This window comes from Agrobacterium sp. El2ro-1b, from assembly GCF_048298475.1.
GTDB lineage: Bacteria > Pseudomonadota > Alphaproteobacteria > Rhizobiales > Rhizobiaceae > Agrobacterium > Agrobacterium fabrum.
This window is the reverse complement of record NZ_CP103459.1, coordinates 1,623,244-1,648,678: the sequence shown is the minus strand read 5'-3', so window position 1 is coordinate 1,648,678 and position 25,435 is coordinate 1,623,244. Positions and strand designations below refer to the sequence as shown.

General features: G+C 60.4%; 23 protein-coding genes and 2 pseudogenes. 7 read left to right on the top strand and 18 right to left on the bottom strand.

Features of this window, described 5'->3' with window-relative positions:
* The first annotated feature begins 54 nt into the window (after positions 1-54).
* Positions 55-1,380, top strand: a complete 1,326-nt coding sequence (locus NYR50_RS21685; RefSeq protein ID WP_174009939.1) for an NAD(P)/FAD-dependent oxidoreductase — start codon at positions 55-57, stop codon at positions 1,378-1,380.
* 71 nt (positions 1,381-1,451) lie between these two features.
* Here NYR50_RS21685 and NYR50_RS21680 read toward each other — a convergent pair whose 3' ends face one another.
* From NYR50_RS21680 to NYR50_RS21650, 7 genes are all read right to left on the bottom strand, one after another.
* Positions 1,452-2,387, bottom strand: a complete 936-nt coding sequence (locus NYR50_RS21680; RefSeq protein ID WP_174009940.1) for an ABC transporter substrate-binding protein — start codon at positions 2,385-2,387, stop codon at positions 1,452-1,454.
* Positions 2,388-2,528: 141 nt separating this feature from the next.
* A complete protein-coding gene (locus NYR50_RS21675; RefSeq protein ID WP_174009941.1) occupies positions 2,529-3,467 on the bottom strand; it encodes an ABC transporter substrate-binding protein in 939 nt (312 codons plus the stop codon).
* A gap of 22 nt (positions 3,468-3,489) precedes the next feature.
* A complete protein-coding gene (locus NYR50_RS21670; RefSeq protein WP_174009942.1) occupies positions 3,490-5,301 on the bottom strand; it encodes an amino acid ABC transporter permease/ATP-binding protein in 1,812 nt (603 codons plus the stop codon).
* Positions 5,302-5,314: 13 nt separating this feature from the next.
* Positions 5,315-5,860: a GNAT family N-acetyltransferase gene (locus NYR50_RS21665; protein WP_174009943.1), complete on the bottom strand. Its 546-nt coding sequence runs from the start codon at positions 5,858-5,860 to the stop codon at positions 5,315-5,317.
* A gap of 22 nt (positions 5,861-5,882) precedes the next feature.
* Positions 5,883-7,070, bottom strand: coding sequence for a M20 aminoacylase family protein (locus NYR50_RS21660; protein ID WP_174009944.1), 1,188 nt, complete (start codon positions 7,068-7,070; stop codon positions 5,883-5,885).
* An 83-nt stretch (positions 7,071-7,153) separates the two neighbouring features.
* Positions 7,154-8,494: an LLM class flavin-dependent oxidoreductase gene (locus NYR50_RS21655; RefSeq protein ID WP_174009945.1), complete on the bottom strand. Its 1,341-nt coding sequence runs from the start codon at positions 8,492-8,494 to the stop codon at positions 7,154-7,156.
* Positions 8,495-8,517: 23 nt separating this feature from the next.
* Positions 8,518-9,519, bottom strand: coding sequence for an LLM class flavin-dependent oxidoreductase (locus tag NYR50_RS21650; protein WP_174009946.1), 1,002 nt, complete (start codon positions 9,517-9,519; stop codon positions 8,518-8,520).
* 302 nt (positions 9,520-9,821) lie between these two features.
* On the opposite strand from NYR50_RS21650, the gene NYR50_RS21645 reads away from it, so the two are divergent.
* A complete protein-coding gene (locus tag NYR50_RS21645; protein ID WP_010973026.1) occupies positions 9,822-10,271 on the top strand; it encodes an RrF2 family transcriptional regulator in 450 nt (149 codons plus the stop codon).
* Between the two features lie 27 nt (positions 10,272-10,298).
* On the opposite strand, the gene NYR50_RS21640 is transcribed toward NYR50_RS21645, so the two are convergent.
* The 5 genes from NYR50_RS21640 to NYR50_RS21620 form a co-directional block, all read right to left on the bottom strand.
* Complete coding sequence (locus NYR50_RS21640) at positions 10,299-11,246, bottom strand: acyl-CoA dehydrogenase (RefSeq protein WP_174009947.1); 948 nt, start codon at positions 11,244-11,246, stop codon at positions 10,299-10,301.
* A gap of 51 nt (positions 11,247-11,297) precedes the next feature.
* Positions 11,298-11,843: a flavin reductase family protein gene (locus NYR50_RS21635; RefSeq protein WP_010973028.1), complete on the bottom strand. Its 546-nt coding sequence runs from the start codon at positions 11,841-11,843 to the stop codon at positions 11,298-11,300.
* Positions 11,844-11,997: 154 nt separating this feature from the next.
* Positions 11,998-13,167, bottom strand: coding sequence for an FMNH2-dependent alkanesulfonate monooxygenase (gene ssuD / locus NYR50_RS21630; protein ID WP_418138037.1), 1,170 nt, complete (start codon positions 13,165-13,167; stop codon positions 11,998-12,000).
* Between the two features lie 162 nt (positions 13,168-13,329).
* Positions 13,330-13,527 carry a hypothetical protein gene (locus NYR50_RS21625; RefSeq protein ID WP_174009949.1) on the bottom strand — a complete coding sequence of 66 codons (198 nt, stop codon included), beginning with the start codon at positions 13,525-13,527 and terminating at the stop codon, positions 13,330-13,332.
* Positions 13,528-13,667: 140 nt separating this feature from the next.
* The gene (locus tag NYR50_RS21620; RefSeq protein WP_174009950.1) at positions 13,668-14,285 is read right to left on the bottom strand and encodes an alpha/beta hydrolase; all 618 of its coding nucleotides are present in this window, start codon (positions 14,283-14,285) and stop codon (positions 13,668-13,670) included.
* 302 nt (positions 14,286-14,587) lie between these two features.
* Between NYR50_RS21620 and NYR50_RS21615 the strand changes: the two are divergent.
* Positions 14,588-15,335, top strand: a pseudogene (locus NYR50_RS21615) (LLM class flavin-dependent oxidoreductase); the annotation flags it as partial.
* Positions 15,336-15,413: 78 nt separating this feature from the next.
* Here the strand turns inward: NYR50_RS21615 and NYR50_RS21610 are convergent.
* Positions 15,414-16,442, bottom strand: a complete 1,029-nt coding sequence (locus NYR50_RS21610; RefSeq protein ID WP_174009951.1) for an LLM class flavin-dependent oxidoreductase — start codon at positions 16,440-16,442, stop codon at positions 15,414-15,416.
* A gap of 419 nt (positions 16,443-16,861) precedes the next feature.
* Between NYR50_RS21610 and NYR50_RS21605 the strand changes: the two genes are divergently transcribed.
* From NYR50_RS21605 to NYR50_RS21595, 3 genes are all read left to right on the top strand, one after another.
* A complete protein-coding gene (locus NYR50_RS21605) occupies positions 16,862-18,010 on the top strand; it encodes a mandelate racemase family protein (protein ID WP_174009952.1) in 1,149 nt (382 codons plus the stop codon).
* A 6-nt stretch (positions 18,011-18,016) separates the two neighbouring features.
* Positions 18,017-18,646, top strand: coding sequence for an SGNH/GDSL hydrolase family protein (locus tag NYR50_RS21600; RefSeq protein ID WP_174009953.1), 630 nt, complete (start codon positions 18,017-18,019; stop codon positions 18,644-18,646).
* 81 nt (positions 18,647-18,727) lie between these two features.
* The gene (locus NYR50_RS21595) at positions 18,728-20,326 is read left to right on the top strand and encodes an ABC transporter substrate-binding protein (protein ID WP_174009954.1); all 1,599 of its coding nucleotides are present in this window, start codon (positions 18,728-18,730) and stop codon (positions 20,324-20,326) included.
* Between the two features lie 214 nt (positions 20,327-20,540).
* Here NYR50_RS21595 and NYR50_RS21590 read toward each other — a convergent pair whose 3' ends face one another.
* The 4 genes from NYR50_RS21590 to NYR50_RS21575 are packed head-to-tail and all read right to left on the bottom strand — an operon-like array spanning position 20,541 to position 24,049.
* Complete coding sequence (locus NYR50_RS21590; protein WP_174009955.1) at positions 20,541-21,299, bottom strand: ABC transporter ATP-binding protein; 759 nt, start codon at positions 21,297-21,299, stop codon at positions 20,541-20,543.
* Complete coding sequence (locus NYR50_RS21585) at positions 21,299-22,135, bottom strand: ABC transporter ATP-binding protein (RefSeq protein ID WP_174009956.1); 837 nt, start codon at positions 22,133-22,135, stop codon at positions 21,299-21,301. Before NYR50_RS21585 ends, NYR50_RS21590 begins: the two co-directional genes overlap by 1 nt.
* 4 nt (positions 22,136-22,139) lie before the next feature.
* Complete coding sequence (locus NYR50_RS21580) at positions 22,140-23,027, bottom strand: ABC transporter permease (protein ID WP_174009957.1); 888 nt, start codon at positions 23,025-23,027, stop codon at positions 22,140-22,142.
* On the bottom strand, positions 23,027-24,049 hold the full coding sequence (locus NYR50_RS21575) for an ABC transporter permease (protein ID WP_006315059.1): 1,023 nt from the start codon (positions 24,047-24,049) through the stop codon (positions 23,027-23,029). The genes NYR50_RS21580 and NYR50_RS21575 overlap by 1 nt, the downstream gene beginning before the upstream one ends.
* 305 nt (positions 24,050-24,354) lie before the next feature.
* Here NYR50_RS21575 and NYR50_RS21570 point away from each other — a divergent pair.
* Positions 24,355-24,635: pseudogene (locus NYR50_RS21570) on the top strand (hypothetical protein).
* Positions 24,636-24,662: 27 nt separating this feature from the next.
* On the opposite strand, the gene NYR50_RS21565 reads toward NYR50_RS21570, so the two are convergent.
* Positions 24,663-25,391 (bottom strand): FadR/GntR family transcriptional regulator, encoded by a 729-nt coding sequence (locus tag NYR50_RS21565; protein ID WP_174009958.1) that lies wholly within the window; start codon positions 25,389-25,391, stop codon positions 24,663-24,665.
* Positions 25,392-25,435 lie beyond the last annotated feature (44 nt).

The window sequence follows — 25,435 nt, the reverse complement described above, 5'->3', positions numbered from 1 at the left end:
GCAGCGTTTACACGTCGGCTGGGGTAAATTAGGACGACTATAAGGAGTCCCACCATGCCTGCCCCGCTGCAACAGATCACCACATCGCTGGAACTGCCGAAATCCGCGGACGCCGTCATTATCGGCGGCGGCATTGTCGGTGTCTTTACGGCCTATTACCTCGCCCGGCGCGGCCTGAAAGTGGCCCTGGTCGAAAAAGGCCTCATCGGCGCAGAGCAATCCAGCCGCAACTGGGGCTGGTGCCGCCAGCAGAACCGCGATGCCCGCGAATTGCCGATCTCGACCAAGAGCCTCGCACTCTGGGAACAATTTGCCACTGAGAGCGGCGAAAACACCGGCTTTCGCCGCTGCGGACTGTTTTACCTGAGCAACAATGAGGCGGAGCTTGCCGGCTGGGCGCGCTGGCGTGACTTTGCCATTACAGCCGGCGTAACGACGCATATGCTTGGTACCGATGAGGCAAGCGAACGCGGCCGCGCCACCGGAAAACGCTGGAAGGGCGGCGTCTTTTCACCAACCGACGGCACGGCAGATCCTTCCATGGCGGCACCCGCCGTCGCGCGCGCCATCATCAAACTGGGCGGCACCGTGCATCAGAATTGCGCCGCGCGTGGGTTGGAAACGGAAGGCGGCCGGGTCAGCGCCGTCGTCACCGAAAAAGGCACCATCCGCACCAAAACCGCCATCATGTCCGGCGGGGCCTGGGCCTCCTCCTTCTGCCGCCAGCTCGGCATTCGTTTTCCGCAGGCTTCGGTTCGCTCTTCCATTCTGTCCGTCACGCCGGGCGCGGAAGGCCTGCCGGATGCGCTGCACACCGCCGCCGTCTCCGTGACGAAACGGCACAATGGCGGCTATAACCTCGCCATCAGCGGGCTGGGGCGCATTGACCCGACGGCACAGCAGATGCGGTTTTCCCGCGAATTCGTGCCGATGTTCCTGAAACGCTGGCGCAGCCTGCGGCCGGGCGGGCTGGAGGGCGTTCGCGGCGGCCACGAGAGCCTGAAGCACTGGCGCCTCGATGCGCCGACGCCGATGGAGCGGGTGCGCATTCTCGATCCGAAACCCAATGCCGCCGCCATCCAGGAAACCCACAAGAGGGCGCTCGAACTTCTGCCGGCGCTGAACAAAACGCGGATTGCCGCCACCTGGGCCGGTTTCATCGACAGCACGCCGGATGGGGTTCCCGCCATCGGCGAGACCAGCGAATTGCCGGGTTTCATTCTCGCCGCCGGCTTCAGCGGCCATGGTTTCGGCATCGGGCCGGGTGCCGGCCATCTGATCGCGGATATCGTGACGGGTGCAAACCCGATCGTCGACCCCGCTCCTTATCATCCGAGCCGTTTCCAGGGTACGGCCTGGGGCAAAGTCGCGGATTTCTGAAGGTGCCGACGAAACAATATCCGCAGGCCGGAACCCGCGGATATTGCCGTCCACCACATCTATTCGAGCAATCAGCTTTTCGGCAGGCCGGGCGGGTTGGTGCGTGACTCCGGCAGGGCCTCTTCCGAAAGTTGCCAGCGATCCAGAATTTTCGCGTAGGCGCCGCTCTTGATCAGATCATTGGTCGCAAGCGTCAGGGCATCGGCGAGCCCCGAACCCTTACGCGTGGTGATGGCGACATCCGATCGTTCCGGCCAGCCGGCGGAGAGCGTTCCGACACGCTTGATGGTCTTGTCGCGCGCCGCGATGAAAACCAGCTGCGCATGCGGCTGCACGATGACATCCGCCCGCCCTGCCGAAAGCGCGACAAACCGGGTGGCTTCGTCATCATAATATTGCAACTCGATTGGCTTCAATCCGGCGGCGACATTCTCATCGCTCCATTTCAGCAGAATACGCTCCTGGTTGGTGCCAGCTCCCACGATGATCCTCAGCCCCGCCGCGTCCTTCGGCTCCTTGATTTCGGTGATGCCGCTGTTCGATTTGACGAAAAAGCCGTGCAGGCCCTGGCGATAGGTCGAGAAATCGAACTTCTCCTTGCGCTGTTCGGTCACGCCGACATTGGAGATGACAGCATCGTATTTTCCCGAGGCAAGCCCGAGCGGCCAATCCGCCCATGCCACCGCCACCAGATCCAGCCCGAGACCAAGGCTGTCGGCCACCGCCAGCGCATAATCGGGATCGGCGCCGACTACCGTCTTTGCGTCCGTTGCATAGGTGGCTAGCGGCGGACCGCCGGGAGAAACGGCAACGGTCAATTTGCCCGGCGTCACGAACTTGAAATCCTTCGGCACGGCGGCAATCGCGCCGGGGTCTTTTTCAACCCTGATGCGGCCGGGCTGATCCGGCGACAGATCGAAGACATCGCTGGCGGAAGCGGGTCCAAGACCTGCAACGGAGAGGAAAACGCCAAGCGTAACCGTGGCGAAACGAGAGATGAAGGTCATTGTAGTTTCCCGATTAGGATTGCGGGACGGAAGTAGCGCGGGCGGGAGGATGCCCGCGCCACTGGCTGAGTGATGTCCCACCTTCAACTCAGCATTTTGGCAACTCAGCATTTGGCAGTTCAGCTTTTGGGCACTTCGCGCTCAGCTCTTCGGCAGGCCGGGCGGGTTGGTGCGGGATTCGGTGATGGCTTCCGAGCCGAGGTTCCAGCGGGCGAGAACCTTGCCGTAATTGCCGTTCTTGATCTGGGCATTCAGCGCCGCTGTGATGGCTTGCGCAATGCCGGCGTCCTTTTTGGAGGCGACGGCGATTTCCGCCGCTTCCGGCCAGCCGCCGGAGAAGGTGCCGACGAGCTTGGTCTTCTTCTGGCTTGCCGCCTGGTAGGCCGACGTGGCGTTGGGGCCGAGATAGGCGTCCGCGCGGCCGGATTGCAGGGCCACGTCAAGCACGGCCTGATCGTCGTAATATTGCACCTCGGTATCGGCCAGTCCCTTCGCCTTGTTCTCCTTGATCCATTTCAGCAGGATCTGCTCCTGATTGGTGGCGGCGCCGACGATAACCTTCAGCCCGGCGACATCCTCGGGCTTGCCGATTGCGGCGACCTTGCTGTTATTGCCCACGTAAAAACCGAGCAAATCATTACGATAGCTGGAAAAATCGAACTTCTGCTTGCGCTCTTCCGTCACGGTGATGTTGGAGGTAACGGCATCATATTTGCCGGATGACAGGCCAAGCGGCCAGTCCGCCCAGGCAATCGGAACCAGCTGCAACTCAAGCCCGAGACTGTCGGCGACCAGCTGGGCAATATCCGGCTCAACGCCAATAGGTGTCTTCGTGTCGCTGGCATAATCCACCAGCGGCAGGCGGAAGGGTACGGTCGCGACCGTCAGCTTTCCATCGGCAATGAATTTATGGCCGGCGGGCAGAAGCTTGATCGCCCCCTCCACCTTTTCGGCGCGCACACGGCCCTTCTGCTCGGGTGACAGGTCCACCTCCTGCGCATGCGCGGTCGGCACAAGGGAAGCGGTGGCGGTGAAAAGACCAGCCACGAGCAAGGACAATAATTTCGATGAAAATGCCATGTGAGTGTTTCCTTGTTTTTGATTAGAGGACTTTTGCGAGAAATTCAGCGGTGCGCGGGTGGTCCGGGCTGTTGAAGACCTTGTCCGGCGTGCCCGTTTCGAGGATGCGGCCCTGTTCCATGAAGACGACCCTGTCGGAGACTTCGCGGGCAAAACCGATTTCATGGGTGACGATGATGAGGGTGACGCCGGAGCGGGACAGTTCCTTGATGACATCAAGCACCTCATTGACCAGTTCGGGGTCAAGCGCCGATGTCGGTTCGTCGAAGAGCAGCACCTTCGGCCGCAGGGCCAAGGCGCGGGCAATCGCCACGCGCTGCTGCTGCCCGCCGGAAAGCTGGCGGGGATAGGCCGCTGCCTTATCGGCAAGCCCGACGCGGGCCAGAAGATCACGCGCTTCGGCCTCCGCTTGTTCTTTCGAGATGCCGCGAACCGCGACCGGCGCTTCGATGATGTTTTCAAGCGCGGTCAGATGCGGGAAGAGATTGAAGCTCTGGAACACCATGCCCACTTCGGCGCGGCGTTTGAGGATTTCCCGCTCCTTCAATTCGTAAAGCGTGTCGCCCTTCTGGCGATAACCAACCAGCTCGCCATCGATGGCGATGAAACCGTCATCGACGCGCTCGAGATGATTGATGGAGCGCAGCAAGGTCGACTTGCCGGAGCCGGACTGGCCGAGAATGGTGGTGACGCTGCCTGCCGGGATGGAGAGGCTGATATCGTCAAGCACCTTCAGCGATCCGAAGGATTTCGAAACCCCGTGGATATTGACCGAACCGCCGCGATTGCCGAGCTGGAAGCTCACCGCGCGAGCCGGTGCCTTACGTTCGGACTTGGCCGTGACCGTCTCCACCGCTCCAGGCGTTGATTTGCGCGGCAGGAAGGTGCGGAAGATCGTGGCAAACAGGGAGGGCGGCGGATTGCGCAGCGCGCCGCGCGAGAAGTGTCGCTCAATATGATGCTGGACGATGGAAAGCGCGGTCAGGATCACCAGATACCAGACGGTCGCCACCATCAGCAGTGGGATCACTTCGAGGTTGCGCCGATAGATGATCTGGATCGTGTAGAACAGTTCCGGCAGCGCGAGGATATAGACCTGCGACGTGCCCTTGGCGAGGCCAATAATATCGTTGAAGGCGGTCGGCAGGATGGAGCGCATCGCCTGCGGCAGAATGATACGGGAGGCCTGCCGCCGGCGTGGCAGGCCAAGTGCGGCGGCGGCTTCCAGCTGGCCCTGATCGACCGAGAGAATACCACCGCGCACGATTTCGGATGCGAAGGCGGCCTGATTGAGCGTCAGCCCCAGAATGGCAGCCGCAAAGGGCGTCACAAGCTGCGTGGTGTTCCAGCTGAAGAAATTGATGCCGGTATAGGGCACGCCAATCGTCACGGTCTCATAGAGATAACCGAGATTGTTGAGGATCAGCAGAAGCACGATCAGCGGGATCGACCGGAAAATCCAGATATAGGTCCAGGAGACGGCGACCAGCAATGGCGAACGGGAAACGCGGGCAAGCGCCAACAGCGTTCCGAGCACGAAACCGAAAAGGGCGCCGAGCGCGGTGAGCAGCAGCGTTCGCCCAAGGCCGACCAACACGGGTTCGGCGAAGAACCATTCGGCAAACACGTCCCAGCCCCAGCGTGGATTGCCGAAAACGGAATGCAGGACGGCCGCGATGACGAGAACGGAGAAAACCGTGCCCACCGTCCGCAGCGGATACCGGGCCGGGACGATACGGAAATGGGAGTAACCGCTTTTGGCCGAACCGCTCTCGACCGGCGCGGCCTTCGGTTCGTTCAATGCAACATGCGGAAAATCAGAGGCTATTGTCATCGGAACAGGCCTTTCAGGGGTGGGCCGGGGAAGGTTGCGGCTGGGCCACCGGGATCGGCGCTCCATCCAGAACCGTGTCGGAAAGCCATTTTTCGAAGGGCAGCGACCTGATCGTCTCGGGGTCGGCCGCCGTATCGAAAAGCGCGCGGTATCCATTGGTGAGATAAAGGCCGACCGCCTCCGGCTGGCGGAAACCCGTGGTCAGATAGACGCGGGCATAACCCTGCCGGACCGCCTGCTCTTCCAGTTCGCGCAGCACGATTTTTGCAAGCCCCTGCCGGCGGTGGGCGGAATGGGTCCAGACCCGCTTGAACTCGGCGGTCTCTTCGTCGTGACGCATGAAGGCACCACCGGCGATCGGCTCGCCATCCCGCAGCAGCAGCAGGAAATTGCCCGAAGGCGGACTGAAGGCCTCCGGCGGATATTTGTTCAGCTCGGCTCTCGCCCCTTCGGCGTTGAAAAAGGTGCCGTAACGGCTGTCATATTCGAACAGCAACTCCTCCAGAAGCGGGGTTGCGAGCGGATCCTGGACCGATGTGTAGAAAAAACTGTCGCTCATGTCCTTGTCCTCAATTTTTGCGTCAGGAGAGGTAGGTTTCGGCCAGGCGCACCCAGAAACGCGCTGCCGGTGCGATGATCGCGTCGTTGAAATCATAGTGGGGGCTGTGCAGCGGCGCGCTTTCGCCATTGCCGACGAAGAGATAGGAGCCGGGCCGCTCCTGCAGCATGAAGGCAAAATCCTCGCTCGCCGTCCGCGGCTGAAAGGCGTCGGCGATCTGTGCAGCAGGAAAATGCCGTCTGGCGACATCGCGGGCGAAGGCCGTCTGCTGGACGTGATTGATGACCGGCGGGAAACCACGGGAATAGGAGACGTCAGCCGTTGCACCAAAACTTTCCGCCTGCGCTTTGGCCAGCGCCGGAAGCCGCTCCTCCAGCCGGTCGCGCACGGCGATTGAGAAGGCGCGCGCGGTGATTTGCAGCTCCACGCTTTCGGGAATGACGTTGGAGGCCGTTCCGCCATGGATGGAACCGACCGTCAGAACCGCCATCTCACGCGGATCGATATTGCGCGAGACGATGCTTTGCAGGGCGGTGATGAAGCTGGCCGAGGCGAGAACCGGATCGACCGTCTCATGTGGTGCTGCGCCGTGCCCACCCTTGCCGATGATACGGACCCTCGCCTTGTCGACAGAGGCCATAGCCGGGCCTTCGACGAAGCCGAACTGGCCGGTTTCGACGCCCGGCCAATTGTGCAGGCCGAAGACCGCATCGACGGGAAAACGCTCGAACAGCCGGTCCTTTATCATTGCTCTCGCACCGGCGCCGATTTCTTCCGCAGGCTGGAAGATCAGCGTCAGCGTGCCGGAAAAATTCGAGGTTTCGGCGAGATACCGGGCGGCGGCAAGCAGTATCGTCGTATGGCCATCGTGACCGCAGGCATGCATGATGCCCGGTGTTTCGCTGGCATAAGCAAGGCCCGTCTCTTCATGGATTGGCAGCGCATCGATATCGGCGCGGATGCCGAGACGTTTTTCGCCCTGACCGCGTTTCAGCGTGGCGACGACGCCGTTACCGCCAACACCTTCCGTCACCTCATATCCGAATGACAGGAGATAACGGGCGATGAGCGCCGCCGTGCGCGTCTCCTTGAGCGACAGCTCCGGATGCCGGTGAAGATCGTGCCGGATGGCGATGCTTTCCTCGATAAAGGCAAAGATCCCCCGTTCGGCGTCGTCCTGCGGACGCGCGCCGTCAATGCGGATATTCATGGTTCTGTCTCCTGCGCAGCGCGTTTTCGCCCCACGTCTTGAAATCTGTGCCGGGCGGCGATCACCACCGCCCGGCCGCAACCTTATGCGATGGCCTTGTTCGCGCTGCTTTCGCTGCCGGAATAGACACTTTCCTTGAAAGGCAGGCCGAGATGGTCGCGCAAAGTCGCGCCTTCCAGATGCGGATCGAAATAACCGCGCCGCTGCAACACCGGGATGACGAGGCGGATGAAATCATCCAGCCCTTCGGCAATCACCGGGAAGCCGAGAATGAAGCCGTCGGCCGCATCATGCTCCACCCAGCGGATGATCTCGTCCGCCACCTTGTCCGGCGTGCCGATGAAACCTTCACGCGGCGTTGCGGCCTCCAGCGCCGCTTCCCTGAGCGTCTGGTTCTTTTCCTTCGCCCGCCGCTTGATGCGGTCGGTCGTCGAGCGGAAGCTGTTCTTGCCGATCTCGCCGAGCTCGGGGAAAGGCTCATCCAGCGGATAGACGCTGAAATCATGATGATCGAAGAAGCGTCCGAGATAGGCGAGCGCATCCTCTATCGTGATGAGGTTGCGGATGACATCGTATTTCGCCTCCGCCTCCTCCTGCGTCTCCCCGACGATGGGGCCTATGCCCGGGAAAATCTTGACGTCCGCCGCCGATCTGCCCTGCGCGACGGCGCTCTGCTTCACACGCTTCAGGAAGGTCTGGTTTTCCTCCAGCGAGGCGGAATTGGTAAAAACTGCATCCGCATGTTTGCCCGCAAGGCCGATGCCCGCATCGGAAGAACCGGCCTGGAACACCACCGGCTGCCCTTGCGGCGACCGCTGGATGTTGAGCGGGCCTTCCACCTGAAAGAAACGGCCCTTGTGGCCGAGCGTGTGGAGTTTGTCTCGGTCGAAGAATTGCCCCGTCTCGCGGTTGCGCACGAAGGCACCGTCGTCCCAGCTGTCCCACAGGCCCTTGATGACCTCTAGATATTCGTCGGCGATTTCGTAACGCAACGCATGTTCGGGGTGGTTGCGACTGTAGTTCTTCGCCGTGCCTTCAAGCGGCGTCGTCACTGCGTTCCACCCCGCGCGGCCGCCGCTCAGAAGGTCGAGCGAGGCGAATTGTCGGGCAATCGTGAAGGGATCGCTGTAGGAGGTGGAGACCGTACCCGCGAGACCGATCTTCGAGGTGACCGCAGCGAGCGCCGAAAGGATGGTCAGCGGCTCGAACCGGTTGAGGAAATGCGGAACGGACTTGTCGTTGATATAGAGGCCGTCCGCCACAAAAGCGAAGGCGATGCCCGCCGCTTCCGCCTTCAGCGCGGTCTTCCTGAAGAAGTCGAAATTGACGCTGGCATCCACCGGGCTTTTGGGGTGACGCCAGGCGTTCATGTGCCCGCCGGGACCCTGAAGCATGATGCCGAAACGGATTTTCTTTTTCGTCATGTCATTTTCTCCTGAGGACAAAATCACGCCGCCCGGGAAAGGCGATGCGTGGCCAAGAGTTCGATCGAGGCAAGCCGTTGATCGGCACCGACATGCGGTGGCTCGATGATGAATTCCTCGATGCCGTGCTCTTCCGAAAGCGCGCGCAGCGCCCGGTGAATATCGTCCGGCCCGCCATGCAGGACATTGGGCTTGCGCTCCTCGATGCGATAATCGCTGTCGCCGGATTGCCGCGCGAATTCTTCCGCCTGTTCGCGGCGACCGAGATTGAAGGCCCTGCCATCGCTCAGGAATACGCGGTAGATGCGCTGGCCTTCGACCTGCCTTGCCGCATGCGCGGGATCGCTTGCGGCAAAAGCCGAGAGGGCAAGGATCGGCGCGCTTCCGCCGCTTGTGTCACGGAAAGCCGAGAGGCTGCGGCGCAGAACCTCCGGATCACCATTGAGATGGCCGGCAAAAACGAAATTCCATCCTTTCGACGCCGCAAGCCTTGCGCTTTCCGGGCTGGCGCCGAGCAGGAACCGCTCCGCCGCAATCGGCGGCACGGGTGTCGCCTGTAGTCCCGCCTGCGCATGGTCCTGCGGCGCGCTGCCGGCGAGAAATGTCGTGAGCGCACCAAAAGCCGTCTCGAAATCCGGCTTGCGGGCGGGATCATAGGCCTGCTGCAAGGCGGAGGTCGCAAGCGGCAGGCCGCCCGGTGTCTTGCCGACGCCAAGATCGACCCGGCCGGGCGCCAGCGAGGAGAGGACATTAAAGACCTCGGCAACCTTGTAGGGGCTGTAGTGCTGCAGCATCACGCCACCCGAACCGACGCGGATACGGGAGGTCTTCGCCAGAATCCAAGCCACCAGCGCCTCGGGCGCAGAACCCGCAAGTTCCGGCGAATTGTGATGTTCAGCCACCCAGAACCGGCGATACCCCAGTTCCTCGGCGCGCCTGGCAAGATTGATCGTGTCGCGGAACGCGCTTACCGCGTCCTCACCCGTTGGCACCGGGCTCTTGTCGAGCAAACTGAGCGTATACATCGTCACCTCGTGTGTCTTGATGCATAGTTTGTCTACCGATTTTATATTCTAATAAAGGATGTTTGTTCCATGCTGCGAGGGGATCAGAGAAAATATTGTTTTCAGTCAGGTTTTCGAAGCCTGCCTCGATCAAGGTGCTCGAAAACGCTGAAAACCTCGCCTCAAAAGACTGCGACAGGGCGCTTTCACCCGAGACCGCGCTGAAACGGGCTTGCACCGGAATTCGCTAAAAACTACTAAGTAAGTTGGGAATAATATGATCCGGCATTGTGAATGCGCCGGCTCTCTTTTCGGATCAGGCGATGTTGACCAAAAAAGGCAAATACGGATTGAAGGCGCTTGTCGATCTGGCGCGGTTGCCCCAGGGCGAGACCGCTTTCGTGACCGAGATTGCGACCCGTAACAACATCCCGAAAAAATTCCTCGACACCATTCTTCTGGAACTGCGCAACAGCGGCATTCTGCGCTCCAAAAAGGGCCCGAATGGCGGTTATTCGCTCTCGAAACTGCCCTCCGAAATCATGATCGGACAGGTTATCCGCACGCTGGATGGCCCGCTTGCGCCCATTCGCTGCGCAAGCCGCACGGCCTTTGAAGCCTGCGATGACTGCGATGATCCCGAAACCTGTCAGGTCAGGGTTTCGATGACGGACGTGCGTGATGCCATCGCAACCATTCTGGACAATATGACGCTCGCGCAATTCGTCGCAAAGGATGGGCAGGACCAGCGGTCCATCCCAGCCGGCGAATAGGACTTCGCAGAGACGGCAGCGTCCTCTTTATTGCCGGCGCAGATCATCCACCAGCGATGCGATGAGCCCGGATTCGCTGACATCATCGATAAGACCAAGGCGCGCCATCAGAATTTCCAGCGTGATGGCATTGTTGCGGACCGAACGACAGGTGACGTTTTCCGCTCCCACCTGCGCCGCGTCGATATGGGTCGCCAGACTTGATATCTGTGCCTTCAGCAGTTCGATCGCGAGGAATATTTCCCCAATGACCGGTTTCGCCGCGCCATCATCGGCCAGCCTGTCAATCAGCAATCCCGAAAGCTCACGCTGTTTTTGCCCCAGAGCCACCGCAGCCTTTAACAGGGTGGAAACGGAGGCGGCGAGATTTTCCGCACCCTGGGCGAGGAACACCACCTGATCGGCGCGCAGCAGGCCCTCCCATGAGATATTCAGTCGGTTGCGCATAACGACAAGCAGGGGCTGCCCGGATGTGTTGACGGCTGGAACGACGATCCAGTCCGCATTATTGGCCCTTGCCAACTGCGCAATGTCGTCGGGAAGCCGCAGGGCATAGTCGTCGGCCGTCACCGGGATTGCCTGATCCAACCCGCCATCGGATGTCGCCAGCGCGAAAGTCTCACCAAGATCGAGGCGGGCGAAGAGGGCCCTGCGCTGCTCATCGCCGCCCGCATTGCGGATGAATTCAAGCGCGGTGAAATGCTCGACGAGATCATGCGCCGCATCGGCATTGGCCGCGGCAATGATCGAAAGCGCCTGCGAGAGAACATCATTGGTGATATCCGCCCCGCCCATATCAGTTGGAACGGAGAGAGCGAGGAGGCCGGAGCGGGCAATCCGGGCATGGATTTGCCCCGGATTTTCGATGGCGCATTTTTCGGCGATCGTCCGGGCGACGGTCAGCACATCGATATCCGCGCCGAGGCGTGGAGGAACGAAACGAAGTCTTTCGCCAAGAGACGTGACGGATCCCATGCTCAACTCCCTCAAACAATGACAAAATGAAAGCGCCGAAACGACCGACGCTCAGTCCAGTGAATGATAACGCCCGTTCTGGTAGAGCAGCGAATGGCCGGAGCCGACACGGATCGCCTCCACCTTGCCGATGACGATGACGTGGCTGTGACGCTCGATCGTCTCTTCGATGGTGCAATCGATCGCGGCCACGGCATCCTCGAGGATGGGGGCCCCGCTCGCCAGCCTTGTCCATTCCGCACCGCGATACCGGTCCGGGCCCTTCAGGCCGCCGATACCGGCAAACTGGTTGGCGACGAACTGATGGTTCGTGCCGATGATGTTGACGGCGAAATGACCGAAACTCTGCACCACCGGCCATGTGGACGAGGAGCGGTTGAGCGCGACAAGGATTCGCGGCGGATCGACCGACAAAGCGGTGGCCGATGTCACGGTCGCGCCCGTTCGCTCATCCCCTTCGCCTGCGGTAATCACGCTGACGCCGCCGCCGAGTGTCCGCAGCGCCGCCTTGAGGCTGTCGGCATCCGCCGCCCTGCCGGCGACCGGGTCGCGCAGATTGATGAATTGTTGATCCTTGGCCGCATATTGCAATGTCATCGCGTGGCTCCTGAAACAGCTGAATTGTTCAATAGCTAGCAGCGGTGGCGGGGGCTGAAATAGACATCGTTTTCCATAATCATAATATTCTATAGAAATAATGTTTTATATGCCGCCGTTGCGTTGGTATCGCTGCAAACTCTCCACGGATGGATCAGGATCCGGACACCAGCTTGACGTTGCCGCCATGGCCGCCGCCGCCGAAAACCTGTTTTGCGCCGAACGACGACCGGATCTGGTTTCTGGGCCCGTCGATGCCGATTTCCGGAAACAGCAACTCGGACAGGCGATAGGCTTCTTCGAGATGCGGATACCCGGAAGCAATGACGGTATCGATGCCGAGCGCCTGATATTCCCTGAGCCGTGCCGCCACCGTCTTCGGTGAACCGACCAGCGCGGTGCCCGCGCCAGACCGCACGAGACCGATACCCGCCCACAGGTTCGGAGAGACCTCCAGCTTGTCGCGCCGACCATTGTGCAGCGCCTGCATTCTGGCCTGCCCGACGGAGTCCGATGCCTTGGAGAAGACTTCCTGGGCAGAGGCGATGGTCTCATCGGAAAGCTTGGAAATCAGCTTATCGGCATCGGCCCAGGCTTCCTCATCGGTTTCGCGCACGATGAAGTGCAGGCGGATACCGAATGTCACCTCCCGCCCCTTTTGGGCGGCGGCGGCGCGCACCTTGGCGATTTTTTCCGCCACCTGTGCCGGCGGCTCGCCCCAGGTAAGATATTTGTCAGTGATCCCAGCGGAGAAATCGATGCCGGCATCGGAAGAGCCGCCGAAATAAAGGGGCGGGCGCGGTTCCTGTACCGGCGGCAGGCCGAGCCTGGCCCCCTGCGCCTTGATGTATTTGCCGTCGAGATCTCCCTTGCCGGTTTCGATCAGGGAATTGAACACCTGAAAGAATTCGTCGGCATGGTCGTAACGCTCGTCATGCGGCAGGAAGATGCCGTCCCCGGCCAGTTCCTGCGCGCTGCCGCCAACAACGATGTTGAGCAGCAACCGCCCATGGGACACACGATCGAGCGTGGAGGCCAAACGCGCGTAATAAGCGGGTGAAGCAACGCCCGGGCGAATGGCGACAAGGAATTTCAGCTTCTCGGTATAGGCAGCGAGATTGGCCGCGAGAATGAAGGATTCTTCGCAGGCAACGCCGGTGGGAATGAGCACGCCGGAATAACCAAGCCTGTCGGCGGCCTGGGCAATTTCCCGGAAATATCCGGGATCGGCGGGACGCGACAGATCATCGGAGCCGAGATAGCTGCCATCGCCGGAAGTGGGTATGAACCACAGGAAATCGAGTGGTTTATCGTGCTTGCTCATCGGCAGGTCCTTTGCAATCCGCCCCTCGGGCGATGCGACGTCATGATGAAAGGGTAACCAGTTCCCCGGCGCGTTTAAGAAATTTTGTTCCAATTTCCATCCATCGCGGAGAGTTTCTCTCTCGGATGAATGGCGCTCCCAAAGGCAAAGGAACGCTTGTGCTCAGAAGACCGGGTAAAGGCCCAGCATCGCGAAGTTCATTTCGCAGATCTCTTCCCGCTCCAGTTCGAGATCGCTTTTCCCCTGCCGGATGCGCCCGGAGTGATCCAGCGGGTGAAGATAAAGCGGCTCGTCTTCACGAGGCTGACGCCGGGTCAGGCCGAACAGATCGAAAGTAAACGCATGAAGTCCCTGCGGCATGTGCGCCTCCTTTGCTCAATTCCCCCTATCCTCCGGCGACTGGCAAAAATCGTCAATATTTTCCATAAAATTACTATTCTATAATTGAGGCGTCGCCGGCAAACGTCGACCAAGGATGTGGCCGCGGAAAAAATTCCGTTTCAGAGCACGCTGGCGTCGCTTTGAAGATACGCGCCATGTATCGCCGACAACCCGTGTAGTCTCGATCCGGTCGCGGTCTTTTCAGCAATCGATTTCAGACGGTCGAAAAGCGCATAACCACCCGGCCACCGACCAAAACCGGCGGCGATGTTGATGTGCCCGACGCAGCCAAGATTGACGAGGTCGCTTCCCCATCTGGTGGCGGTTCGCGCCAGCTCTTCAGGGTTCATATAGGGATCGTTCATGCTCCCCACGACGAGACTGGGAAAAGCAAGCGGCTGATGCGGAAACGCGCCGAACCGGACGATACAGGGATGCATCGCCTCCACCCGATCGAGATGGGCGGGAGCGACCAGAAGCGCACCCCTGATTTTGGCAGCCGAAGGTCGCGACGCCATATTCGCCACGAGCGGGCAACCGAGGCTGTGGGCAACAATATAGGCGCTTTCAACTGCGGAAAGCGCTGCCTCAAGACGATCAATCCAGTCTTCGAGAACCGGGCATTGCCAATTGTCCTGATCGACCAGCCGGGCCTGAGGATCATCCAGCAACCAGTGCCGCTGCCAATGCCCCTCATCCGAACCGTTCAGACCGGGGACAATCAAGGTGGTACACATGCCTACTCCGTGGTTTGCGGGCGGTGTGCCTCAAAAATGGAGAATCCTGCGGTTCCCGTCGACTATTGCCTTGCTCACCTTTTCAAACCTCGGGAAAAATCAAACCAAGCTATGACGACAGCGTAGAAAATGGGTTCCAATGGGCTTTAGGATAACCGGAAAAACGGAATCTTTTATCTCAATTTTTTACATGGAAAATATGTGCAATATGGGCAAAGTCTGAGCAAAGCTTTTCCCCCGCCTCATGCCAAAAGAAACGCCGCTGCTTGGCCCAGCCGATGCGGCTTTGCCATTCTCATGCCATCGGAGGTTTTCGCCTCCCAAACCGGAAATCGCAGCGGCGGAACCTTCCTCCGCGCGACAAACCGACATTTCAGGCGGATGATGCGAGCAGCACGAGCGAATTTCTCTGGTATATCCCAATGACGTCAAACCCGGTCATCGCGGCGATGCCGTCAGCGACAACCATAACAGCCTCGATACATTCAACAGCCACGCCAGGGCGCTGGAAAATCATGGCTGGAAGGGCGCGTTGCTTGGCACCGGCTGGGGCCGGCCTGACACCTTCACGGTGGCGGCAGCCCTTGCGGCGCGGACCACCACGTTCGAGCCGCTGATCGCCATCCATCCCGGCTACTGGAAACCGGCCAACCTAGCCTCGGCCGCCGCTACGCTCGACCAGCTTTCCGGTGGCCGCGTGCGGATCAATGTCGTCTCGGGTCGAGACGAGCTTACAGCCTATGGCGACGAAGAAGGTGATCAGGCGCAGCGTTATGCCCGCACGAAAGAGTTCATGCGGCTGGTACGACGGCTCTGGACGGAGGAAATGTCACCTTTGACGGTGAGCATTTCCGCGTGAAGAATTCCACCGTCCTGCCACGTATCACCTCACAGGAGGGCCGCCCGCATCCCAGGCTTTATGTCGGCGGTACTTCCGAAGCGGCTGAGCAGGTCGCCGCAACCGAGGCCGACGTGCAATTGTTCTGGGGCGAACCGCTTGCCGACGTGCGCGAGCGGATAGAAAGGCTCGAACATTTCAGCAAGACGCTTGTGGCGCGATTAAAAGCGCCACAGGTCTATCTCCCGCCATACCCGCAGCACGCGGGAGTGGCTGATCTCAGGGACATATTATTGACCCGTCGCCACTTTCAAAACCGGCCTTCCACCGGAAAGCTGCGGTAAAACGGAAGCGAAATCCGTCACGATCTGACGATAATCATCCGGCTGAAACTCATAGGGCAATTCCAGACGGAATTCCGAGATATGCGGCAGCACGGGATCACGCGACAGCGTCTCCAGAATTTCATCCGTCGTACCGACAATGTCAGGCAGGAAAAGTGTGCGGCGTGCGCCATGGGGCGCATGCGTGCGCTTGTCGCGCTCAGCTGCAAATTCCGCATAAAGGCGGCGTGTTGCGGGGCTTGCGCTATCGGTCGGCAGGATCACCCGGCCAAGCGCGATACGCGGCTGGCGCTCATGCGCCCATTCCTGCCGGAAGCGCGCAACAAGAGCCGCCTGCGCCGTCAGAAAATCATCGGTATTTTCACCACTGACGATATTGCCGGTGAGAAGATTGAACCCTGCCTTGCCCGCCCAGCGGGCGGAATTCTGCGATCCACCGCCGTACCACAGCCGGTCGGTCAAACCCCTGGCAAAGGGCCGAAGGCGCGGCACCTGCGCACCGGCCGCATTGCCCGCCTCCGTATCGCCAGACAATGGTTCCGATCTCAAGGCCCTTGCCAGCTTTTCAGCGCGGGCGTGGCTGTAATCCGCATCAGAAGCCGTATCGACATAGTCAGAGATCAAGTGAGCGAAGGGTGGCGCGCCCACCGAAACGCCGACATTCAACCGCCCATGTGACAGGACATCCACCGTGGCGAGGTCCTCGGCCAGCCTGAATGGATTTTCATAACCCAGCTGAATGACGGCGGTGCCAAGGCCGATCCGCTTGGTGCGCTGCGAGGCTGCGGCAAGAAAGGTCGCCGCCGAGGAAACGCCACGTTCCAGATGACGCTGGCGAACCCAGGCGCTGTGATAACCCAGCGTCTCCCCGGCTTCGAAAAGCCGCAGGGTCTCCTCCAGTCCCCGCTCAGGGTCATCATCGTTATAATTGCCGGGAACCAGAAAGGCGAAATGGGGAATATGGGAAAGGGGCATGGTGTTCATCCGGGACCAGTTGTTGATGGGAAAATGGGGCTCAGGCTGCGCAGGTGCGGCTGTCTCACCGTGCCGCGCATATGTCCGCAGAATGCACGATGGCCGGCAGGGATGGCACGGCATGGTCTTTTATAGTGCCGGCGATTGTTGAAAGATCGTTGCGCGATTCAATAATCTACTAAAATTATAGATTACTTTGCGATGGCACGCATTGCTCCTGCTTTTTGCAGGTGACACTGCGCCTCGCCCGGCCAAGAACGCCCCACCCACCAGAGACATCCCTATGGCGTTCCGCGCAAATAAACTTGATTTCTCATCCAAACATGTAATACAGATTATCATACATGTTGACAAATAACGCATACATGTATGACATAGCGGCAATCAGAACGCCGAGACACCTGCATGAGGGAGGAATTATGATCATCACCGACGTCGAGGTCCGGGTTTTCCGCACGACGACCCGTCGCCACTCCGACAGTGCCGGTCACGCTCATCCGGGTCCGGCGCATCAGGTGGAACAGGCCATGCTGACCATCCGCACCGAAGATGGGCAGGAAGGCCACTCCTTCACCGCGCCGGAGATCGTTCGCCCGCATGTCATCGAAAAATTCGTCAAGAAGGTTCTGATCGGTGAGGACCACCGCGACCGGGAACGCCTGTGGCAGGATCTTGCCCACTGGCAGCGCGGCTCGGCCGCGCAGCTGACCGACCGCACGCTGGCCGTAGTGGATTGTGCGTTGTGGGACCTTGCCGGCCGGTCGCTCGATCAACCTGTATACAAGTTGATCGGCGGTTATCGCGACAAGGTGCTGGCCTATGGCTCCATCATGTGCGGCGACGAGCTGGAGGGCGGGCTGGCGACGCCTGAAGATTACGGCCGCTTTGCCGAAACGCTGGTAAACCGCGGTTATAAGGGCATCAAGCTGCACACCTGGATGCCGCCCGTCAGCTGGGCGCCGGATGTGAAGATGGACCTCAAGGCCTGCGCCGCCGTGCGTGAAGCGGTTGGTCCCGATATTCGCCTGATGATCGACGCCTTCCACTGGTATTCCCGCACCGATGCCCTGGCGCTGGGCCGTGGCCTTGAAAAGCTGGGCTTCGACTGGATCGAGGAGCCGATGGATGAACAGTCGCTCTCCTCCTACAAATGGCTCTCCGACAATCTGGATATCCCCGTCGTCGGCCCGGAAAGTGCAGCCGGCAAGCATTGGCACCGCGCCGAATGGATCAAGGCCGGCGCCTGCGATATTCTGCGCACCGGCGTTAATGATGTCGGCGGCATCACGCCGGCGCTGAAGACCATGCATCTGGCCGAAGCCTTCGGCATGGAATGCGAGGTGCACGGCAATACGGCGATGAACCTGCATGTCGTTGCCGCCACCAAGAATTGCCGCTGGTATGAGCGCGGCCTGCTGCACCCCTTCCTCGAATATGATGACGGCCACGACTATCTGAAGTCGCTGTCGGACCCGATGGACCGCGACGGCTTCGTGCATGTCCCTGATCGGCCGGGCCTCGGCGAGGACATCGATTTTACCTTCATCGACAACAACCGGGTGAGGTAAGGGGCGATGAAAACGGTGCTCGCCTTCGGAGACAGCCTCACCTGGGGTGCCGACCCGGCCACGGGTCTGAGGCACCCCGTCGAACACCGCTGGCCGGAGGTGCTTGAGGCCGCCCTTCCCGGAAAGGCGAAGGTTCATCCGGAAGGTCTCGGCGGGCGCACCACCTGTTACGACGACCATGCCGGCCCCGCCTGCCGCAACGGCGCGCGGGCGCTGGAGGTCGCGTTGTCCTGCCACATGCCGCTCGATCTCGTCATCATCATGCTCGGCACCAACGACATCAAGCCGGTGCATGGCGGACGGGCCGAAGCTGCCGTTTCCGGCATGCGCAGGCTGGCGCAGATCGTCGAGACCTTCATCTACAAACCGCGCGAGGCCGTGCCGAAACTATTGATCGTCGCACCGCCGCCCTGCGTCGCCGGCCCCGGCGGAGAACCCGCCGGCGGGCGCGATATCGAACAGTCCATGCGGCTTTCGCCGCTTTACCGCAAACTCGCTGCCGAACTGGGGCATCACTTCTTCGATGCCGGATCGGTCGCCAGCGCCTCGCCGGTGGATGGCGTGCATCTGGATGCGCTGGCAACGGCGGCGATCGGCCGAGCGCTTGCCCCGCCGGTCAGAGACATTCTTGGCTGATCATGCGCCGCCTGCGGAGGAACCGGGCGCGTGGATCAAAACGTGGAAAGGCCGTATGAACCGGCCGTATTGGGAGGAAAGATGAAACATTTTCTTGCAACCGCAGCGCTTGGCGCCCTGCTGATCGGCGCCATGCCGCTCAGCAGCTTTGCCGAAACGCCGAAGGACCAGCTCATCGTCGCCACGACCATGAGCAACATCCTGACCCTCGACCCCGCCGCCATCACCGGCCGCGAGACCGTGCAGGTTCTGAACAACGTCTATGACACGCTGGTCGTGCTTTCCCCTGAAGATCGCAGCGTTCAGCCACGCCTTGCCGAGCGCTGGGAAATTGCCGAAGACCGCAAATCGATCCGTTTCCATCTGCGCGCCGATGCCACATTCGCCTCCGGCAATGCCGTGACGGCAAAGGACGTGGCCTGGAGCCTGAAGCGCCTGCTCGCCCGTAACCTGGCGCAATCGTCCTTCCTGAAAACCCGTGGTTTCAAGCTGGAAGAGGCGGACAAGCTGTTCGTTGCCGAAAACGACCAGACCTTCGTGCTGAACATCCCCAAACCTGATGACCCGAACCTGCTGCTGATGATCCTCGCGCAGAACGGTCCCGGCTCAATCATCGACAGCAAGACCGCGCTTGAGAATGAAAAGGACGGCGATCTGGGCGGCGCTTGGTTGACGCTGAATTCCGCCGGCTCCGGCCCCTTCAAGCTGACGCAGTGGAAATCCAACGAATATATCATCCTCACCCGCAACGATGATTATTGGGGCGAAAAGGCCAAGATGAAACGCATCCTGATGCGCCATCTGCCGGAATCACAATCGCAGCGTCTGATGCTGGAAAAAGGCGATATCGATGTTGCCTATTCCCTGCAAGCGCCAGACCTGAAGTCGCTGGAAGCCGACAAGGCCATCGCCATCGAATCCACCCCCGGCTCCGGTTTTTATTACCTCAGCGTTTCGATGAAGGATGAAAAGTTCGCGAACAAGAAGGTGCGTGAAGCACTGCGTTACCTGATCGATTACGACGGTCTCGACAAGGCGGTAATGCCCTATTACGGCAAGCTGCATCAGCGCTCCCTCAGCACCGGCGTGATGGGATCGTTGCCGGATCAGGGCTACAAGCTCGACATCGAAAAAGCCAAGGCGCTTCTGACGGAGGCGGGTTATCCGAACGGCTTCAAGACGACGCTGCGTGTGCTTTCGGAAGACCCGTTCATGAAAGCGGCAACGGCGATCCAGAACACGCTCGCACAGGCTGGCATTCAGGCCGAACTGATCAGCGGTTCCGGCGACCAGATTTACGGCGCGATGCGCGAGCGTAACTTCGAACTGCTGCTCGGTCGCGGCGGCGGCGGCCAGCAGCCGCATCCCGACAACAACCTGCGCTCGATCGCCTATAACCCCAACAATGCCGACGACGCCAAGCTCACCAATTACCAGAGCTGGCGCACGAGCTTCTTCGATGAAAAGCTGAACAAGATGATCGAGGAAGCCCTTGTCGAGCGCGACGTAGCCAAACAGACGAAGCTTTATGAGGACCTGCAGGGCTATATGGACGAGATCGTCATGTCCATTCAGCCCTTCTCCGAAGTCATCGACACCGCCGCCTTCCGCAGCGATATCAAGGGCATGATCGTCAGCCCCTGGCTCTCCCGGTTTGAAAGCGTCAGCAAGGAGCGGTAATCGGCCACCCTGTCTGCGAATAAGAAAAGGCGCGGCTAACCCCCGCGCCTTTTTGTTGGCGACAAGGCTTCCAGGGCCGAAATGCTTGGCCAAAGGGCATCCTCCTCACTCCGCCGAGACCATCCAAAAAAAAGCCCGGCAGGGAGGCCGGGCAAGGAAGGAGGATGTTATTATCCGTGACGCCCCGGAGGAGGACGATCACGTTTTGGAGCCGTCATGCGCCTTCATATTCCAGCGAAGCGCCGATCAGTTCGCGCGCATAGGGATGCGTCGCACCATTGCCGGCGATGGCCTCACGCGGCAGGATTTCGGTGATTTCGCCACGCAGCATCACCGCGAACCGGTCGCACATGTGGTCGACCACGGCGAGATCATGGGTCACCATGATATAGGTGAAGCCGCGCTCTTCGCGCAGCCGCTGCAACAGGTTGAGGATTTCCGCCTGCACCGAGACATCGAGCGCGGAGGTCGGCTCATCGAGCAGGAGCAGCGAGGGTTCGAGTATCAGTGCGCGCGCAATCGCCACGCGCTGCCGCTGGCCACCGGAAAGCTGATGCGGGAAGCGGTCTAGGAAGGAGACCGGCAGGCCGACATCCGTGATGACCTTGCGCATACGCTCTTCGCGGTCACCGAGCTTATGGATCGCAAGCGATTCCGAAAGCACGGTGCGCACCGACTGGCGAGGATGCAGCGAACCATAGGGATCCTGAAACACCATCTGCAGCATGCGGCACCGCTCTATCAGCGGCATGTCGCGCACCGACCTGCCGTTGATGAGGATGTCGCCCGTCCAGAAATCGTTGAGCATGGAGACGCAGCGCAGCACGGTGGATTTACCCGAGCCGCTTTCACCGACCAGCCCGAAACATTCGCCCGGCTCGACGCGGAAGGATACCGAAGGCAGCACTTTCAGCGCCGTATGGCCGCTGCCGAAGGTGATGGAGAGATCGCGGATTTCGACGGAAACGGCCATTATACGTTCTCCTCCAGCCATTCTGGACGGCGATCCAGCACCGCAAGCGGCGCACGTGAGCCGCCGATGCGCGGCTGCGCCGCCAACAGGCCGCGCGTATAGGGATGCTGCGCCTGATCGAGATCGCGTGCGGCAAGCGTTTCCACCACACGGCCGGCATACATGATGAGCACCCGGTCGCAGAAATTGCGCACGAGATTGAGGTCGTGGCTGATCATGATCAGGCCGATGCCGCGATCGCGCACCAGGCCATCGAGAATATTCAGCACCTGCAGCCGCACCGTCACATCCAGCGCCGAGGTCGGCTCATCGGCAATGACGAGATCGGGATCAGCAAGCAACATCATGGCGATCATCACCCGCTGGCCCATGCCGCCGGAAATTTCATGCGGATATTGCTCGTAGACGCGCTCCGCGTCACGAATTTTCACCGCATCCAGCATGGCGAGCGCCTTTTCCCGCGCTTGCGATTTCGATGCCTTGAAGTGTCGCAGATAGGTCTCCGTTACCTGATCACCGACGCGGCGGATGGGGTTAAGGGAGAATTTCGGATCCTGAAGGATCATCGACATGCGCCGGCCACGCACCTTTAGCATCTCTTTTTCGCTAAGTGCGAGAAGATCGATCCCTTCGAAATCAAGCTTGTCGGCGGTGATCGTTGCCGATGGTAAAAGGCGCAGCAGGGCGCGGCCCACGGTGGACTTGCCTGAGCCGCTTTCACCAACGATGCCGAGACGTTCCCGGCCGAGCGTGAAGGAGATGCCGCGCACCGCCTCGGTGGGCGAGCCGCCGTAACGGATGCGAAGATTTTCGACATCAAGGATTGGTTTTTCCATGGTCCTATCTCCGGTTCATCTGCTTCGGATCAAGCGCATCCCGCAACCCATCGCCCAGAAGGTTGAAGGCGAGGCTGACGGAAAGGATCGCGACGCCGGGAAAGGTCACCAGCCACCAGCTGTCCAGCATGTAGCGCCGTCCGGTCGCGATCATCGCTCCCCATTCCGGCAGCGGCGGCTGTGCGCCGAGACCGAGAAAACCGAGACCGGCAGCGGTGAGGATGACGGTCGCCATATTCAGCGTCAGGCGGATCAGCACCGACGGCAGGCACATGGGCATGATCGATTTGACGATGATGCGAAACGGCGAGGCGCCCTGAAGCCTGGCAGCGGCGATGTAATCCGCCTTGCGGAAAGTCATTGCTTCGGCGCGGGCGAGACGCGCGATCGGCGGCCAGGAGGTCAGCGCAATGGCGATGATCGCATTGTTGAGGCTCGGGCCGAGTGCTGCGACGAAGGCGAGCGACAGGATGAGGCTTGGGAACGACAGGAAGATATCCGTGATGCGCATCATCACCGTATCGAACTTGCCGCCGAGATAACCGGATGCCGTGCCGACCAGCAGACCGACGGGGCCGACGATGACCGACACCAGCGTGATGATGGTGAGCGTGATGCGAGCGCCCCAGAGAAGGCGGCTGTAAATATCGCGCCCCAGCTCATCCGTGCCGAAGAAATGGCCATCACCCGGCGCCTTCAGCGTATTGGCGAGATCCTGCGCATAGGGGTCATGCGTCGCAAGCCAGGGCGCGAAAACCGCGGCGATGACAAGGAGAAGCAGGACAGCCAGGCCGAAAGCCGATGTCGGGCTTTTCAGCAGGAAGAGGACGATGTTCTTCAGCGCGTTCAACGGCACCGGAAGACGTGAGGAAGTTTCTGCGCGAGCCGTCATCAGCGGGTCCTCGGATCGAAAAAGCGATAGAGAATGTCGGACAGGAGATTAAGCCCGATGAAGATGACACCGACGATCAAAACGCAGGTCATCACGGCATTCATATCGCCGATGATAAGATTGCTGGTCAGATATTGGCCGAAGCCCGGCCAGGCGAAGACGGTCTCAATGAGCACCGCGCCTTCCAGCAGCGAGCCGTAAGCAAGGGCGATGATGGTAACCAGCTGGACGCGGATATTGCCGAAAGCATGCAGCCAAACCGTCTGCCGCTGCGACAGGCCTTTGACGCGCGCGGTCGTCACATATTCCTGGCCCAGCTGGTCCAGCATGAAGCTGCGCGTCATGCGGGTAATGTAAGCAGAGGAGGAATAACCGAGCAAAGCGGCGGGAAGGATGAGGTGGTTGATCGCCGACCAGAACACTTCCATATCGCCGGCAAGCAGGCTGTCGATCAAAAGAAAGCCCGTCCGCTCCTCCACGAGACCGATATAGAACTGGTCCATGCGACCACCGCCGCCGACAAGGCCTAAATGGGCGTAAAAAACGATCAGCGCGATCATGCCCGTCCAGAAGATCGGCATCGAATGGCCGAACAGGCTGAGCACGCGCACCAGATGGTCCTGCCAGCGGTCTTTGTTGACGGCGGCATAAACGCCCATGGGAATGCCGAGGCCGGCACCGATCAGGATCGCGAAGGTGGCAAGCTCCATCGTCGCCGGCATGACCCGGATGATATCCTCGATGACCGGGCGGCCGGTGCGGATCGAGGTTCCGAAATCGCCGGTGAAGACATCACCGAGATAATAGATGAACTGCTGCCACAGCGGCCGGTCGAAGCCGAGCGCATGGTAAACCTGTTCATAGGTTTCGCGCGTCGCATCTTCGCCGACGATCGCCCGCACCGGATCGGCGGGCATCAGGCGGCCGATAAAAAAGGTCAGCAGCAGCAATCCAAGCAGCGTAACCGCAATACTTCCGATCTGGCCGGACAGGCCATAAAGCGAAAGGCGTCTTTTTGACATGATTCCTCCCTTGCCAGAAACCGACCGGCGCAAGGATAAAAGCGCAATCCTGTCTGACAACTATTCATAAGTTGTCACAGGTATCAAAAGCTGTCAAGCATGTGCCGCCGAAATCGATCTTGCCAAGGGGCAGCGAAATGCATCCGCGGCGTTGTTTCGAGCCAGGGTTCCGGCACCCTTATTTCAGAAGAATCGCCCGCATTGCCGCAAATGCAAACACCTGTATTCTCCCGCCTCACAAGAGGCGGACATGGAAGCTTGCGGCGATATCGCCGACAATGTCTGCCACCTCCGGGGAGAAAATTATGATGGACGTGACCCTTATGGCCTTTGCCGTGGTCGCCTTTATCGGCATTGCGACGCCCGGCACACCGTCTTGCTGGCACTTGCCAATGGCTCGAAATTCGGCGTGCGTCGCGCCATGATCGGCATGGCTGGCGCCGTCCTTTCGGATGTCGTTCTGCTCGGCGCGCAGGCGGTCAGGATGTTGCGCAAGTCCGGCGCCCTGTGGCTCGACCGCATCTGTGGCGGCGCGCTGTCGACGCTTACCGCGTCCCTTGCCCTTTACCGACGGACCAGCGCATAAGCCATTGTCGTTTATGCTGTTTCCGCCTCACTCAGCCGTGGTGCGGGAACGCAGCAGCACCTTGTAACGCTCAAGGCTGCCGCGCAGATGCGCCGCCATATATTGGCGCGCGGCATCGGCGTCCCCTTCGATGATGGCGTCGACGATCTTCGCATGCTCCTCCTGGAGATGCAGATTATAGTCCTTGGGACGCGACCCCGGCGCCGCACCCTGCAATTCGCCACGGGGAATGATGCCGGAGCGGATAAGCTGGAGAAATTCGGGGAACCGCCGGTTCTGGGTCGCCTGTGCAATCGCCAGATGAAACTCGAAATCCGCATCGCGCGTCGGCAAGCCCGCGCCAAGACAGTCCCCCACGCGCCGATGCGCATCGACAATCGCCTCCACCTGCACGGCGGAACGGCGCGAGGCCGCAAGGCCGGCGGATTCGACCTCAAAGACGGTGCGCAATTCCAACAGCTCGATGACAGAGGAAATCCGCCCCACCGCCAGATCGTTAAAAGGCACTTCCTTGGCGGGTTTTGCCTCAATGGCAAAAACGCCTGCCCCCTTGCGGGCTTCAACCAGGCCATCGGCACGAAGAATGGCGATGGCCTCACGCACAACCGTGCGGCTGACGGAATATTCCCGCGTCAACTCGCTTTCGCTCGGAAGCCGGTCACCGGCGCGGAACACGCCTTCCGCCAGATCCCGCCGCAAGGCCGAACTGATTTTCGCCGCAAGCGATACTTGCTTGGTGCTGCTCTCAACGTCCATTCCGGCCCACCTGTTTTAAACCTGTCTGGCATGTTAGCAAACAC